Consider the following 14610-nt stretch of genomic DNA (forward strand, 5'->3'; position numbering starts at 1 on the left):
TCCATGACCGATGCCGAACTTGCCGCGGCACTGGCCGAAGCGGCGGGCCAGTTGCTGCTCCAGGTCCGCGCGAGCGGTCTGATCGGCGGCAAGACGCTGGGACGGGCGGGGGACGCGACCGCGAACCAGTTCCTCATCCATGCGCTCCGCGAGCAGCGCCCTGACGACGGTCTGCTGTCGGAGGAGGAAAAGGACAGTGCAGATCGGCTCGCGCGATCACGAGTGTGGATTATCGATCCGGTCGACGGCACGCGCGAATATGGCGAGCATCGCACCGACTGGGCGGTGCATGTCGGCTTGGCGCTCAATGGCGTGGCGAGCGTCGGAGCGGTTGCACTGCCGGGGCTGGACCTCGTGCTTCGAACCGACCGGCCGCAGCGCGTGCCACCGGGCAACACCCGGCCGCGGATGCTTGTCAGCCGTACTCGACCGGCCGCCGAGGCCGTCGCGGTGGCGGACGCACTGGGCGCCGAGCTTGTCGGCATGGGAAGCGCAGGCGCCAAGGCAATGGCAGTCGTGCGCGGGGAGGCGGACATCTACCTCCATACTGGCGGCCAATTTGAGTGGGACAGTTGCGCTCCTGTCGCGGTCGCTGCTGCGCACGGGCTCCACGTCAGCCGCGCCGATGGCTCGCCGCTCGTCTATAACCGGCCGGATCTCTACGTTCCGGATCTGCTGATCTGCCGTCCGGAATGGGCGAATCGCGTGCTCGAAAGCATGCGCGTGCTTACCTCTCAAACTTACGAGGCCTCGTCATGATCGAAGTGGATGCCTTGCTCGCCGCCGCGCGGGACCGAACCGGTCTGACCGATTTCGGCGACCCCGCGTTCCGCGAGGGGCTCGACGTCTTGGTGGATGCGCTCAATGCCGAAGCCAAGCTGAGCGAAGCTGGCGAGGGACGGATCGCAGCGACCATGATCGAGACCCTGTCGCAGCGGCTGCGCGTCGAGGACTGGCTCAAGACGCACCCGGAGCTGCTCGCCGCGCCGATCGAAAAACCGACCTTCATCTTCGGCCTCCCCCGCACCGGCACCACGCTTGCGATCAATTTGCTCGCGGCCGATCCGGCCCGGCGCGTGTTCATGCGCTGGGAGGCCTTCAACCCCGTTCCGCCCGCGGCGCCGGGTGCACTGCATACCGATCCCCGCTGCCTCGCGGAGCAAGCTCGGCTCGACGCTGCCAAGCAATATATGCCGCACATCGCCGCCATGCATTGGGAAGACGCCGACAGCTCCACCGAATGCCAGTTCGCGATGTCGCCGGCCTTTTGCGCGCAACTCTATGACTCGCAGTTCGACATTCCGAGCTACAGCGACTGGTTCCTGAATGCCGACTATCGGCCGGCGTTTCGTTATCACAGGCGGCTGATGCAACTGCTTCAGGGCAACAATGGTGGCAACTGGACTTTCAAGAATCCGTGGCACCCGCTTTACCTCAATGCGCTGAAGGAGACGTACCCGGACGCGCGGCTGGCGATGACTCACCGCGACCCGGCGGAGACGATCGCCTCGGCCTGCAGCCTGATCTTCGCGGTCCGCAAGATGTACTCGGACAACGTCGACCCCCACGCCTGCGGCAGGGTGCTATTGCGCACCTTCGATCAGATGATCGGCCGCGTGATTGCCTTCAGTGACAAGCATGGCGCTGAGTCCATCCACCACATCCAATACCGCGCGCTTGTCGCCGATCCGATCGGCGAAATCCGCAAGGCCTATGCCGCTTTCGGCGAGCCGCTGACCGACGAGGCAGTTGGGGCGATGGAAGCGATGCTTTCCGCCAATCCGCAGGGAAAACACGGCAAGCACGAGTATCACCTTGAGGACTATGGTCTGACCCGCGAAGGAGTCTACGACCATTTCCGCGACTATATCGATCGGTTCGATATTCCGATCAAACGGTGAGGTTCGGGAGACCCAGCCGGTAAATCCGGTCGGCATTTCGGCTCCAAAGGTCCCCTTGCTCATCGTCCGACAAATCGGAGATCGAAGCCGCGACCGCACCCAGCGTATCGTCGAAGCTGCCGAAGAGCTTGTCAGTCGGGAAATCGCTCGCGACCATGCAACGGGCCGGGCCGAAGGTGTCGACGACCTCGCGCACATAGGGGCGTATCAGGTCGAGCGTCGGCGGACGGTGGACGAACCCGAGGCCCGAAATCTTGACCGCGACGTTCGGCAGTTCCGCCAGTCGTCTCATTCCCTTCGACCAGTGAGCGCGGCCGTCGGAATCGGTGTCGACCGGCATCCCGGCGTGGTTGATGACCACTTGCGTGTCCGGATGGCGACCGATGAGTTCGGCGAGGCCGGCGAACTGGTTCGCATAAGCCTGGAGGTCGAACGACAGCCCGTATTTCGCGAGCAGACCGAAGCCGCGCTGCCATGCCGGATCGCCGGTCACATCGCGCGGCGTGTAGGTGCGTCGCGGATTGGGGTGCCAATTGACGATATGGCGAATGCTGCGGACGTTGCGATGCGCGGCGTGCGCTTCAAGCAATGGCTCGACGTTCGGGTCGTCCAGGGCGGCGAACGCGACAATGCCATTTGGCAGGCCGCGCCTGTCCGCCATTCCCTGCAGCCAGGCCGTTTCGCGGAGCGCGTCGCCCGGGTGGGCGCCGGCGTCGATGTGGACGGCGCCAACGACGTTCCAGTTTTTCGCATCGGCGAGATAGTCGTCGAGCAGATAGTTCTGTGCGATCGCCTCGACACTGCCGTTCGGCCCTTCATCCGAAAAGGGGGGCATCAACCATGGATAGCGGAGGTGCTCCAGGTCCCAGAGGTGGATGTGGGCGTCGACGAACGGGATCTGGCGAAAGTCGGTCATCTCCGGCTCAATATGTCGCACGGCCGCCGGAGGTGTCGAACACGGCGCCAGTCGAGAAACTCGCTTCCTTGCTCGCGAGGAAGCATATCATCGCGGCGTTCTCGTCGACCGTGCCGAACCGGCCCATCGGGATCTTCGACAGCATGAAGTCGATATGCGCTTGTGTCATCTGATCGAAGATCGCGGTCTTGACCGCCGCTGGCGTGACGGCGTTCACCGTGATGTTGTCCTTGGCGAGTTCCTTGCCCAGCGACTTGGTCAGGCCGATCACTGCCGCCTTGGACGTCGAATAGGCCGACGCATTCGGGTTGCCTTCCTTACCCGCGACGGACGCGATGTTGACGATACGCCCATAGCCATTCGCCTTCATGAGCGGGATGACTGCCTTGTTGCAGTAGAAGGTGCCGTTGACGTTGATCGCCATGACCTGCGCCCACGCGTCGGACGGATAGGTCTCGAGCGTGGTGTTCGGGCCGGTGATGCCGGCCGAGACGATGAGGATGTCGAGGCGGCCGAGCTTGGCCACAACATCCGCGGCGGCCGCGATCACCTGCGCCTCGTTCGACTGATCGACCCGGGCGATGTGCGCCGCGAAGCCGCAGCCGTCCAGCGCGCTATCGGAAATGTCCCACACGCTGACCTTGGCGCCTTCTGCGGCGAGCCGCTGGGCGGTCGCCAGGCCGATACCGGACGCGCCCCCGGTGACGACGGCGACCTGCCCATCGAAGCGCCCGCTCATCGGCCGGCCTCCCAAGCGATGAATTCCTGGCGCTGCTTGCCCAGCTTTTCGATGCCGAGCGTCACCACGTCCCCGGCCTTTAGATACCAGGGCTCCGGCTTCTGGCCGAGGCCGACGCCTGGTGGCGTGCCGGTAGTGATGATGTCGCCCGGCTCCAGCGTCATGAATTGCGAGCAATAAGCGATCACCTGCGCAACCGAGAAAATCATCGTCGAGGTCGAGCCGTCCTGCTTGCGCTCCCCGTTCACGTCGAGCCACATGCCGAGTTGCTGCGGGTCGCCCACCTCGTCCGGGGTCACGAGCCAGGGGCCGACGGGGCCGAATGTCGGGAAGCCTTTGCCTTTGTCCCAGGTCGGACCCCGCTCCGTCTGCCAGTGGCGCTCCGAAACGTCGTTGACTACGCAATAGCCAGCGACGTGATCCAGGGCATCGGCTTCGTCGACATGGCTCGCCCGGGTGCCGATGATGACGCCCAGTTCCACTTCCCAGTCCGTCTTTTTAGAGTCGCGCGGGATGATCACGGGGTCGTTCGGTCCCTGGATGCAGCTCACCCATTTATTGAACACGACGGGCTCGCTCGGGATTGGCAGGTTCGATTCCGCGGCATGATCGGCGTAGTTGAGGCCGATCGCGACGAAGTGGCGGGTCCCGGTCACGCACGGGCCATAGCGCACATCGCCATCGACGAGCGGAAGCGACGCCGGATCGATACGGCCGAGTGTCGCGAAGCCGTCCTTGCCAAGCTGCTCGGGACCGATGTCGGCGACATGACCCGACAGGTCGCGAATGCGCCCGTCCGCGTCGACCATGCCGGGCTTTTCGGCGCCGGGCGCGCCATAGCGGCAAAGTTTCATTGTCAGGTCCTCAATTCGGATAGGGGCGGTGGAGGGGAATGTCGCGGTTGAGCTCGACGCCGAAACCGGGCTTGTCGAGCTCGCTCGCGCGGATCTTGCCATTCACGGGCACCGGCTCGCCAAGGAGCTGCGGCGCGAACATCGGCACCACTTCGGTCGGACCCGGATGCATCATCAGGAATTCGGCGAAGGGCGAGTTGTGGCGCGTGATCACGAAATGATAGCTGTAGACCGACGATCCGTGAGGGATCATCAGCACGCCGCGGCTGTCGGCATAATTCGCGATCTTGATCAACTCCGTCACCCCGCCGCACCAGCCGACGTCCGGCTGGATGATGTCGCAGCATTCCATGTCCATCAGCATGCGGAAGCCCCAGCGCGTGGCTTCGTGCTCTCCGGTCGTGACCAGCAGACCCTTCGGTGCGTTTCTCTTGAGCTGCGCATAGCCCCAATAATCGTCGGGCGAGAGCGCTTCCTCGATCCATTTGAGGCCGCATTCGTGCCAAGCGCGATGGGCGAGGCGGGTGGCGTAATCGATGTCGAGCGCCATCCAGCAATCGTACATCAGCCAGAAATCGTCGCCGCATTTGCTGCGCATGTCGGCCAGCAAGGCGATGTTCTTCTCGAGGCCTTCAAGGCCTTCCGCCGGCCCGTGGTGGAGCGGCAGCTTGCCGCCGATGAAACCGAGTTCCTTGGCAACATCGGGCCGTGCTCCCGTCGCGTAGAACTGAAGTTCCTCGCGGACCGCGCCCCCGAGCATGTGATAGACGGGCTCTTGGCGCAGCTTGCCGAGCAGGTCCCAGATGGCGAGGTCGACGCCGGAGATGGCGTTCACGACCAGCCCTTTGCGACCATAATATTGAGTCGCAAAATACATCTGGTCCCAGATCAGCTCATATTCCGCCGGGCTGCGGCCCACCAGGAAGCGGCTGAGATGCTTCTCGACAATATAGGCCGCCGGTTCGCCGCCGGTCGTGACGGCGAAGCCGATGGTGCCGTCGTCGGCTTCGAGCTCAACCACCAGCGTGCCGAGCACATTGATGCCGAAGCTTTGCCGGCTTTGCCGGTAGGCCGGATAGCGCGACATCGGCGTGGCGATGTGGTCGTCGATCCAGTGGCCGGCCCCTTGGTCGTGATAGTCCGCGCCGCCGCCGCGGACCACGAAAGCGCGTACATGCTTGATCTTCGGCAGCGTCATGAGGGCCTTGCAGAATGTCCCGATATGTGGGACACATCTCTACATGTTGAAACGGATAGCGTCAACGGAGTCTTCGGACGAGGCGCAGAAAAGCACCGGCAGCCAGACACTCGTTCGCGGGCTGGACGTGCTCGAAGCAGTTGCCGCAGGCGCCGCCACGCTTTCCGAAATCGCAAGCCGTCTCGACCTTACGAAAAGCACGGCGCACCGTCTGGCAAGCGCCTTGGTCGAACGCGGCTATCTCACCGCTACGCCTCGTGCCGGATACGGTCTCGGTCCGAAGCTTCTTCAGCTCGGCCACGCGGCACTGGAGCAGCTCGATCTGGTGCAGGCGGCGCGGCCGCATCTCGAAGCGCTGGCTGAAGCGACAGAGGACACGGTGCATCTGGGAGTGATCGACGGTAACCAAGCCCTCTACGTAGACAAGGTGGCGGGCCAGCGTCGCATCAATATCTCGAGCCGGGTCGGGGAGCGCCAGCCGCTGAGTTCGACCGGCCTGGGCAAGGCGCTGATGCTGGACGCAGGCTCACGATACTGGGCGGAACGTTTGCAGGCGGAGCAGCCTCAGGCGGACGCGGCAGCCTTTTTGGCGCGCATGACCCGCTATGCCGAAGCCGGGCGTGCCTTCGACCTCGAAGAGAATGAAGACCGCATCCGCTGCGTGGCGGCGCCGGTGCGGGACGCGAGCGGAAGGGTCGTGGCGGCGATCAGCGTTTCGAGTGCCGCGCAATATATGGACGACGCCCGGATGGAGGCGCTTTCGGCGACCGTGCGGGGCGCTGCCGACGCCATCGGCAGGGAGCTTGGCTGGTCGCCAGCCTGAAGGAGGATCGAGAGTGCTGCTTGAGGGGAAAAGGGTTCTGGTGACGGGCGCATCTGCGGGCATCGGCCGCGCCGTCGCCATCGGCTGCGCGCGCCACGGCGCGGATGTTGCGATCAATTACGGCCGGGACACGGCGGGCGCCGAAAGTGCAGTCGCGGAGATCAAGGCGCTCGGGCGCAAGGGCGTGGCCGTCCAGGGCGATGTCGCCGATCCCGAGACGGCCAGATCGTTCATTGCGGTGGCCGTGGATGCCCTGGGAGGCGTGGACGTCCTTGTCAGCAATGCCGGCATCTGTCCGTTCCACGCCTTTCTGGACATGCCCGTCGAGACGTTCGAACGGACCATGCGCGTTAATCTTCACGGCGCCTATTTCATGGTCCAGGCGGCGGCGAACCAGATGGTCCGGCAAGGACAGGGCGGCGCGATCATCGCCATGTCGTCGATATCGGCGCTCGTCGGCGGCGAGTACCAGACGCATTACACGCCCACCAAGGCGGGACTTCTTTCGTTGATGCAATCGACCGCGATCGCGCTTGGCAAGCACGGCATTCGCTGCAACGCGCTGCTTCCCGGTACCATCCTCACCGAGATCAACAAGGACGATCTCGCCGACCAGACCAAGCGCACGTATATGGAGAGCCGCATCCCGTTGGGGCGCCTGGGCCAGCCCGAGGATATGGTCGGCCCCACCGTGTTCCTGGCGTCGGACCTTGCCCAATATGTCACCGGCGCGGCGCTGCTGGTCGACGGCGGCGCGTTCGTGAACCTTCAGTGATGGGACGCAAGGCGGCCTCTGCGCTCGACTATCGCGAGCTCGCGCGGCGGCGGCTGCCGCACTTCCTGTTCGAATACATTGACGGCGGCAGTTACGCTGAAGTCACGCTCCGGCGAAACACCGCCGATCTGGAGGCGATCGCGCTGCGCCAGCGTGTGCTGCGCGACGTGTCGGCCATCGACCTCTCGACCGAACTGTTCGGGCGAAAGATGGCGATGCCGGTCGCGTTGGCGCCGATCGGCCTTGCCGGCATGAACGCACGACGCGGCGAGGTGCAGGCGGCCAAGGCGGCGCAGGCCGCGGGGGTGCCGTTCTGCTTGTCGACCGTCTCGGCCTGTCCGCTGGGCGAAGTGGCGAAGGCGGTCAGCGATCCGCTGTGGTTCCAGCTCTACATGATCCGCGATCGCGGCTTCATGCGCGAGCTGCTCGCCAGCGCGCGTGAGCTCGATTGCTCGACGCTGGTGTTTACGGTCGACATGCCAGTCCCCGGCTCCCGCTACCGCGACACCCGTTCCGGCTTGGCGGGGGCGCCGGGGCTGGCAGGGGGGCTCAGGCGGCTCCTCCAAGGGGCGTTGCGGCCGGATTGGGCCTGGGACGTGGGCGTGCGCGGACGGCCGCACCAGCTCGGCAACGTCGCGCCGGTGCTTGGCAAGAATACCGGACTCGAAGACTTCTTCGCCTGGATGCGGGACAATTTCGACCCGACGGTCTCGTGGCGCGATCTCGATTTCATCCGCTCGGAATGGACCGGGCCGCTTGTGATCAAGGGCATTCTCGATGCCGAGGATGCGCGCGAGGCGGCAGCGCTCGGTGCCGATGGACTTGTCGTGTCCAATCACGGCGGGCGCCAGCTCGATGGCGTGCCCTCCACCGCGCGCGCTCTGCCGCCGATTGCTGAAGCGGTCGGAGAGCGGCTGACGGTGCTGGCCGACGGCGGCGTGCGGTCGGGACTCGACGTAGTCCGCATGCTCGCCCTCGGCGCCCGCGGCGTCCTGCTCGGCCGGGCCTGGGCCTACGCGCTGGCGGGCGCCGGCGAGCGCGGAGTGGCGCACATGCTCCAGCTCGTCGCGGCGGAAATGAAAGTGGCGATGGCGCTGACCGGTGCGACCTCCGTGGAGGCGATCGACGGCAGCATTCTCGTAAACGATCGATCAAGGGGAGACAGTGTGTGACTGAAGGAAAGTCGGAGAACTGGCGGGACACGATCCTAGCCGGTCTCGCCAATTACATCGATGCCGGCTCGATCGTTGCCGGCTCGGCCGCGCTTGCTTTCTGGAAAGCGGATTTCGGTCTTTCCGACACCTTCATCGGCCTGATCGCCGCGTTCAGCGCGAACGCGATCTCGGCCGGGATCGGCGCGCTCATCGGCGGCATTCTCTGCGACAAATTCGGGCGCAAAAAGATCTACCAATACGACATGCTCTTCTATGCCTTCGGCATGGCCTGGCTGGTCTTCGCCAGCGCGCCCTGGATGATCGTCTTGGGCTTTGTGCTCGTCGGGCTTGCAGTCGGCGCCGACATCCCGGCGTCATGGTCGCTGATCGCCGAACAGGCGCCCGATGACTCCCGCGGCAAGCACAGCGGCGTCGCCCAGGTCTTGTGGTATCTCGGACCGGTAGTGGTGCTGCTCGCCGGACTGGCGCTAGCGCCGCTGGGGCTGTTCGGCGTCCGCCTGATTTTTGCCCATCTCCTGGTCCTCGCGCTCGCGCTGACGCTGCTCAGGTCGAAGATGCACGAGTCGCGCTACTGGCTGGAGGCCCAGGCCGAGGCCAAAGTCCGGACCGCAGGCATGCGCGAGCTGTTCCAGCCCAAATATATCAAGTCGATGCTGTTCCTGATCGGCATGTACGGCTTCTGGAACCTGTGGGCCGGCACGAACGGCTTCTTCTTTCCCTATATCCTGCGGACGGTCGGCGGCCAGTCGCAGGAAGCGAGCGTTGCCTTGCAGGCGCTCAATTTCGGGCTGGGCATTTTCTCGATCTTCCTCGTCTTCATGAAATTCTCCGACCGGATGAACCAGCGGTTGCTGTTCCTGATTTCGGCGCTGATGCAGGTGGTCGGGATGATGCTGCTGGCCCTCTTCCCGCTGACGACGGGCATTGCGCTGCTCCACGTCGTGATCATGGCGACAGCCATCGGCTTCGGCGCTCAGTCCTTTTTCCAGCTGTGGAGTTCGGAACTGTTCCCGACGCTGATCCGCAGCACTGCGCAAGGCGTCACCTTCGCGGTCGTGCGGATCGGCTTGGGCATCTTCAGCTTCTTCGTGCCGCTGATCACCTCGACCGGCTTCACCAACCTCGCTTGGATCCTGACCGGGTTCCTTGCCGCAAGCGCGCTGATCGGCTGGTTCGGAGCGCCGCGCAATGAGGGGAAGAGCCTGGAGCAGCTCGCTGCCGAACGCGGCGACTTGCGCGCGCTGGAGGCGGAGCGGCCGGCTGCGGTTTGATGGAGGGCGAAACCTCACCGGCCGACCCAAGTCATCTCGACGACGAGGTGAAGGTCGTCGGGCTGGCGACCAATGACGATTCCGGCCTCTTCGCCACGGCCTTCCGGCGGCCCCTGCTCAGCTGGCGGCTGGCCGCGACGCGAACCGACGTGCTCCAGACCGGTTACGAGATCGAGATTGCTGGCGATAAGGAATTTACGTCGATTCTGGCCAGCACCGGTCGCGTCGCTGCGACGTCGCCAATCGGCGCGCCCTGGCCGGGCGAGCCCCTCAGCAGCCGCGAGATTGTCTGGTGCCGGGTGCGGGCATGGACCGACCGTGGCGTCACCGCCTGGAGCTCGGCGCTCCGCATCGAAGGCACGCTGTTCGATCGGGATGATTGGGTCGCTCAGCCCATCAGCCCCGTCTTCAACGTCGGCCAAAACGAACCCGTCGTCGTGCCGTTGCTGCGGCGCTCCTTTGCCGCTGCCAGCGAAGTTGCGAGCGCGCGCCTCTATGTGTCGGCGCTCGGCATTTACGAGCTCTGGATCAACGGGCGGCGCGTCGGCGACGAACTTCTGGAGCCGGGCTGGACCGAGTACAAGCAACGCCTGCTGTTCGCGTCGCACGATGTGACCGGCCTGCTCCGCGCGGGAGAGAATGTGCTTGCGGCAGCGGTAGGCGACGGGTGGTGGCGCGGCAACCTGACTTGGATGAACCGCCGCGCCGTGTATGGCGAAACCACGGCGCTGATCACTCAGCTCGAAATCACCTATGTGGACGGCACGCGCGAGACCGTCGCCACCGACGAGAGCTGGAAAGGCAATACAGGCGAACTGCTGGGCGCCGACATTTACAATGGCTGCACGCGAGACCTCGCACGCGGGGAACAGGGTTGGCGCGACGTCGGGTTCGACGAGTCCGGCTGGGCGCCTGTGGTCGCCCTGCCGCTGCCGTCTCGGCTCGAGCAGCGCAGCATCCCGCCGGTGCGGATCGTGGACACTTTTACCGTCGTTCCGTCACCTGGCGAGCGCGGCCGCTATAACGTGGATTGCGGGCAGAACCTCACCGGCTTTTTGCGGATCACGGCCCGCGCCGACAGCCAGGCCACCCTGCGAGTACGCCATGCCGAAGTACTGGAGCGGGACGGCACCCTGCACACCGCCGCGTTGCGCAATGCCAAGGCGACGGACACCTACCATGTTCCGAAGGGCACTTTCGCGCTGGAGCCGGCCTTCACCTATCACGGCTTTCGCTACGCCGAGATCGAACTGGACGGCAGTGTTCTCATCGACCGAATTGAGGTCTGCGTCATCGCGTCGGACCTGCGCACGATCGGCTCCTTCGCCTGTTCCGACGAGCGGGTGAACCGGCTCTATTCGAACATCTGCTGGTCGCAGCGCGGCAATTTCCTCGCGGTCCCGACCGACTGCCCGCAGCGCGACGAACGACTTGGCTGGACCGGCGATATCCAGGTCTTTGCGCCGACGGCATGCGCCAACTTCGACTCGCGCGCCTTTCTCGCAAGCTGGATGGTTGACCTTGCGCTGGAGCAGGCGACGAACGGCAATGTACCGAGCACTGTGCCGAACGTCATCGGCGGACACGAGTTCGAGTTCGGCGGCGTCGGGTGGGGAGATGCAGCGACGCTCGTCCCCTGGGCAATCTACGAGGCCTATGGCGACACCGAGGTGCTCGCGCGACAGCTGCCCAGCATGCGCCGCTGGGTCGATTACGGCGCCTCGCGTCTGTCGAGCTATGGCGTGTGGACCGGCGATTTCCACCTGGGCGATTGGCTGGACCCCGGCGCCCCGCCCGACGAGCCGGAGCAGGCGACGCCGCCGAGCGCCCTCATTGCCTCGGCCTACCTTGCTTTCAGCGCGGGAGTCGTCGCGCGCGTCGCCGAGTTGCTGGGCGACGCCGAAGCCGCCCGCCATTATAGCGCGCTGCGCGAGCGCGTCGCCGGTGCTTCGTGGCACAGGTGGCACGAGGTCGCCGGCAGAACCCAGACCGGCTGTGCTATGTTCATAGAGTTCGGCATTGCGCCGGCGGGCGAGATTGCCAGGTTCGGGAACCTGCTTGCCGATCTGGTCGAGCAGACCGAGGGGCGGATCGCGACCGGATTCCTGGGCACGCCGCTCGTGCTGCCGGCGCTCACGCGGGCCGGCCGGATCGATGCAGCCTATCGCCTGCTGATGAACGAACGGGCGCCCGGCTGGCTTTATCAGGTGATCAACGGCGCCACCACGATTTGGGAGCGCTGGGACGCTATCCAGCCAGGCGGCGACATCCATTCCGGCGCGATGAGCTCTGGCGGCGGATCGAGCATGATCAGCTTCAACCACTATGCCTATGGCTCGGTCGGCTCCTGGCTCTACCGCTCGCTTGCCGGCATCGTTCCGTTGGAGCCTGGCTACCAGATGATCGCGTTCGCACCTCAGCCTGGGAACGACATCGTTTGGGCCGAAGCATCAATCGATACCCAGTTCGGAGCGGCAGGCATTCGTTGGGATCGCGCAGGCGATGCGCTGAGATTGCGCATTGACTTGCCGCCGGGCGCTTGCGGAAAGGTCTTTGCGCCTGCGGGGTGGGTTCTGCCCGATGGGTCAGCAGGCAGTCGATTTTTGTCGGGCCGCCACGAGCTGACTCTGACCTACAGGGGCCTTGCGGATGATCTTGCAAGGCCGTGACCGCTGAAGGAACGAAAATGAACCGTCGTCACCGCTTCATTTCCGCATTGCTGGCTGCGGCCTCACTCTCTTCCGGTGCGGGAGCCCAAGCGACCGCTCGCACGGACGCAGCTATCGAGCGTCGGGTGGAATCCTTGCTCAGCCAAATGACGCTCGATGAGAAGGCGGCGCAGCTCACCACAGTCTTCGCGCTGCCGCCGATGAAGGCCATCGTGGATAAGCGCGCCGCGACAGGCGCGGGCTCGTTCCTGTTTGTCACCGATCCCAAGGAAACCAACCGGCTCCAGCGGCTCGCGATGGAGAATTCCAGGCTGAAGATTCCGATCCTGTTCGGGTTCGACGTGATTCATGGCCTATCGACGATCTTTCCCGTGCCGATTGGGATGGCCGCCTCTTGGGATCCCGGCATGGTGGAGCGTGCGCAGAGCATCGCCGCGGCCGAATCCCGCGCGGTGGGCATTCACTGGGCCTTCGCGCCTATGGTCGACATCGCGCGGGATGCCCGTTGGGGCAGGATCGTCGAAGGGGCAGGTGAAGATCCGTATCTTGGCAGCGCCATCGCCGCTGCGCAGGTGCGCGGATTCCAGGGGGACCGGCTCGGGGCAGCGGGACACATTATCGCCGGTCCGAAACACTATGCCGGCTACGGCGCCGCGCTCGGCGGTCGCGACTATGACGAGGTGGACCTGTCCGAGTCCCAGCTGTGGAACGTCTATTTGCCGCCGTTCAAGGCGGCGATCGACGCAGGCGCAGGCAACATCATGAGCGCCTACATGGCTGTTAACGGAGTGCCCGCGACGGGCAATCATTGGCTGCTCACTGATGTCTTGCGCGGCAAATTGGGTTTCCGCGGCTGGGTGGTCAGCGACGCGGAAGCCGTCAACAGCCTGAAGACGCACGGCTTGGCCGCGAACGGGCAGGGGGCCGCGGCTCGGGGGCTGAATGCGGGCGCAGACATGGAGATGGCCCTCTTCCAGCCGGCCTTTGCCAACCTGCCGAAGGCCGTGGCCGCGGGGGAGGTGAGCCCGGCGCGTCTCGACGAGGCCGTGCGCCGGGTTCTCGAGGCCAAGGTCAGGATCGGCCTGTTTGAAAATCCCTATGTCGATGAGGCGAAGGCGGCAAAGACGTTGCGCGCGCCTGCCCATCTCGATGCCGCCCGCGTTGCGGCGGAACGCTCGGCCGTGCTCCTTCGCAACGAAGGCGCTCTATTGCCCTTGGACCGCCGGAAGCTGAAGTCGCTGGCAGTCATCGGGCCACTGGCCGATTCCCCGCGCGACTCGGTGGGGCCATGGGTATTCAACCAGAACCAGCCTCCCCAGCAAAGCATCCTCGAAGGCATACGGAAGAAGGTTGGCTCGAAAATCGACATTCGTTTTGCGCCGGGAGTAGCGTTGCCTCCCCGCGTCAATCCATCGCCCTTCGAAACCGTGGTCGGCAAAGTGGAACGGCCGGCGCCTCCCGACGACATGACTGGGATCGCGGAAGCGGCCAAGCTCGCGGCAGGCGCTGATGCCGTCGTCCTCGTTCTCGGCGAAGGGCAGGACATGATCGGCGAATCGGCATCCCGTTCGTCATTCGATTTGCCCGGCCGCCAGCAGGAACTGCTCGATGCCGTGATCGCGACCGGCAAGCCGGTGGTCCTGCTGCTTATGAATGGCCGTCCGCTCGATCTGAAGGCCAGCGAACCGCAAGCAATCCTAGAAATGTGGTATCCCGGTTCGCGGGGCGGCGATGCCGCTGCCAATCTGCTGTTCGGTGATGCCGTGCCGGGAGGCAAGCTGCCCTTCACTTGGCCTCGTAATGTGGGTCAGGTTCCGCTCATTTATTCCTATCTCACCTCGCACGAACCGCTCAAGGCCAACAAACGCTATTGGAACGAGTCTAACGCGCCCGCCTATCCTTTCGGTCATGGCCTGAGCTACACGAGCTTTGCCTATGCCGGTCTCAAGATCGACAAGTCGAAGATTGCACCAGGCGAAAGCGTGACCGTTTCAGTGGATGTGAAGAACACCGGTGGGCGCGCGGGCGACGAGGTGGCGCAGCTCTACATTCACCAGCGCGTCGGCTCGGCCGCGCGACCCGTGCGCGAACTGAAGGGGTTCCGGCGCGTGTCGCTGAAACCCGGCGAGACACGCACATTGTCCTTCCGCATCGGTCCCGACGAGTTGCGTTACTGGAATTCGGCGACCCGCGATTGGGTGCTCGAGGAGAGCAGTTTCGATGTTGCAGTAGGGGGTGATTCCACGGTGCCGTTCACGGGCACATTCACCGTAGAAAAGTGATTCGGTA

At 64.7% G+C, this 14610-nt stretch carries 12 protein-coding genes; 8 read left to right on the top strand and 4 right to left on the bottom strand.

All coding sequences use genetic code 11. From position 1 onward, the window contains the following. Nucleotides 1-3: 3 nt before the first annotated feature. Both ACFSCW_RS15365 and ACFSCW_RS15370 read left to right on the top strand, forming a co-directional pair. Nucleotides 4-759 carry a 3'(2'),5'-bisphosphate nucleotidase CysQ gene (locus tag ACFSCW_RS15365; protein ID WP_380891018.1) on the top strand — a complete coding sequence of 252 codons (756 nt, stop codon included), beginning with the start codon at nucleotides 4-6 and terminating at the stop codon, nucleotides 757-759. Beyond that, complete coding sequence (locus tag ACFSCW_RS15370) at nucleotides 756-1901, top strand: sulfotransferase family protein (RefSeq protein ID WP_380891020.1); 1146 nt, start codon at nucleotides 756-758, stop codon at nucleotides 1899-1901. The genes ACFSCW_RS15365 and ACFSCW_RS15370 overlap by 4 nt, the downstream gene beginning before the upstream one ends. On the opposite strand, the gene ACFSCW_RS15375 is transcribed toward ACFSCW_RS15370, so the two are convergent. The 4 genes from ACFSCW_RS15375 to rhmD are packed head-to-tail and all read right to left on the bottom strand — an operon-like array spanning nucleotide 1891 to nucleotide 5608. Next, on the bottom strand, nucleotides 1891-2817 hold the full coding sequence (locus ACFSCW_RS15375) for an amidohydrolase family protein (RefSeq protein ID WP_380891021.1): 927 nt from the start codon (nucleotides 2815-2817) through the stop codon (nucleotides 1891-1893). The two genes, ACFSCW_RS15370 and ACFSCW_RS15375, sit on opposite strands and share 11 nt — an antisense overlap. Nucleotides 2818-2824: 7 nt before the next feature. After that, on the bottom strand, nucleotides 2825-3556 hold the full coding sequence (locus tag ACFSCW_RS15380) for an SDR family NAD(P)-dependent oxidoreductase (protein ID WP_380891023.1): 732 nt from the start codon (nucleotides 3554-3556) through the stop codon (nucleotides 2825-2827). Next, nucleotides 3553-4410 carry a fumarylacetoacetate hydrolase family protein gene (locus ACFSCW_RS15385; RefSeq protein ID WP_380891025.1) on the bottom strand — a complete coding sequence of 286 codons (858 nt, stop codon included), beginning with the start codon at nucleotides 4408-4410 and terminating at the stop codon, nucleotides 3553-3555. The genes ACFSCW_RS15380 and ACFSCW_RS15385 overlap by 4 nt, the downstream gene beginning before the upstream one ends. Before the next feature lie 10 nt (nucleotides 4411-4420). Continuing rightward, nucleotides 4421-5608, bottom strand: coding sequence for an L-rhamnonate dehydratase (gene rhmD / locus ACFSCW_RS15390; protein WP_380891026.1), 1188 nt, complete (start codon nucleotides 5606-5608; stop codon nucleotides 4421-4423). A 43-nt stretch (nucleotides 5609-5651) separates the two neighbouring features. On the opposite strand from rhmD, the gene ACFSCW_RS15395 reads away from it, so the two are divergent. The 6 genes from ACFSCW_RS15395 to bglX are packed head-to-tail and all read left to right on the top strand — an operon-like array spanning nucleotide 5652 to nucleotide 14603. Then, nucleotides 5652-6431, top strand: a complete 780-nt coding sequence (locus ACFSCW_RS15395; RefSeq protein ID WP_380891027.1) for an IclR family transcriptional regulator — start codon at nucleotides 5652-5654, stop codon at nucleotides 6429-6431. 13 nt (nucleotides 6432-6444) lie between these two features. Continuing rightward, nucleotides 6445-7206 carry an SDR family NAD(P)-dependent oxidoreductase gene (locus ACFSCW_RS15400; protein ID WP_380891029.1) on the top strand — a complete coding sequence of 254 codons (762 nt, stop codon included), beginning with the start codon at nucleotides 6445-6447 and terminating at the stop codon, nucleotides 7204-7206. Further along, nucleotides 7206-8378 (top strand): FMN-dependent L-lactate dehydrogenase LldD, encoded by a 1173-nt coding sequence (gene lldD / locus ACFSCW_RS15405; RefSeq protein WP_380891031.1) that lies wholly within the window; start codon nucleotides 7206-7208, stop codon nucleotides 8376-8378. The genes ACFSCW_RS15400 and lldD overlap by 1 nt, the downstream gene beginning before the upstream one ends. Beyond that, complete coding sequence (locus ACFSCW_RS15410; RefSeq protein ID WP_380891033.1) at nucleotides 8375-9652, top strand: MFS transporter; 1278 nt, start codon at nucleotides 8375-8377, stop codon at nucleotides 9650-9652. The genes lldD and ACFSCW_RS15410 overlap by 4 nt, the downstream gene beginning before the upstream one ends. Continuing rightward, nucleotides 9652-12321, top strand: coding sequence for an alpha-L-rhamnosidase (locus ACFSCW_RS15415; protein WP_380891034.1), 2670 nt, complete (start codon nucleotides 9652-9654; stop codon nucleotides 12319-12321). Before ACFSCW_RS15410 ends, ACFSCW_RS15415 begins: the two co-directional genes overlap by 1 nt. A gap of 17 nt (nucleotides 12322-12338) precedes the next feature. Next, nucleotides 12339-14603 carry a beta-glucosidase BglX gene (bglX, locus tag ACFSCW_RS15420; RefSeq protein WP_380891037.1) on the top strand — a complete coding sequence of 755 codons (2265 nt, stop codon included), beginning with the start codon at nucleotides 12339-12341 and terminating at the stop codon, nucleotides 14601-14603. Nucleotides 14604-14610: the final 7 nt, after the last annotated feature.

The sequence above is a fragment of the Sphingomonas tabacisoli genome (genome assembly GCF_042678385.1).
Lineage (GTDB): Bacteria > Pseudomonadota > Alphaproteobacteria > Sphingomonadales > Sphingomonadaceae > Sphingomonas_B > Sphingomonas_B tabacisoli.

Coding starts and splice junctions, on each gene's coding strand:
- ACFSCW_RS15365 (WP_380891018.1), top strand. CDS start 4: ATGACCGATGCCGAACTTGCCGCGGCACTGGCCGAAGCGGCGGGCCAG.
- ACFSCW_RS15370 (WP_380891020.1), top strand. CDS start 756: ATGATCGAAGTGGATGCCTTGCTCGCCGCCGCGCGGGACCGAACCGGT.
- ACFSCW_RS15375 (WP_380891021.1), bottom strand. CDS start 2,817: ATGACCGACTTTCGCCAGATCCCGTTCGTCGACGCCCACATCCACCTC.
- ACFSCW_RS15380 (WP_380891023.1), bottom strand. CDS start 3,556: ATGAGCGGGCGCTTCGATGGGCAGGTCGCCGTCGTCACCGGGGGCGCG.
- ACFSCW_RS15385 (WP_380891025.1), bottom strand. CDS start 4,410: ATGAAACTTTGCCGCTATGGCGCGCCCGGCGCCGAAAAGCCCGGCATG.
- rhmD (WP_380891026.1), bottom strand. CDS start 5,608: ATGACGCTGCCGAAGATCAAGCATGTACGCGCTTTCGTGGTCCGCGGC.
- ACFSCW_RS15395 (WP_380891027.1), top strand. CDS start 5,652: ATGTTGAAACGGATAGCGTCAACGGAGTCTTCGGACGAGGCGCAGAAA.
- lldD (WP_380891031.1), top strand. CDS start 7,206: ATGGGACGCAAGGCGGCCTCTGCGCTCGACTATCGCGAGCTCGCGCGG.
- ACFSCW_RS15415 (WP_380891034.1), top strand. CDS start 9,652: ATGGAGGGCGAAACCTCACCGGCCGACCCAAGTCATCTCGACGACGAG.
- bglX (WP_380891037.1), top strand. CDS start 12,339: ATGAACCGTCGTCACCGCTTCATTTCCGCATTGCTGGCTGCGGCCTCA.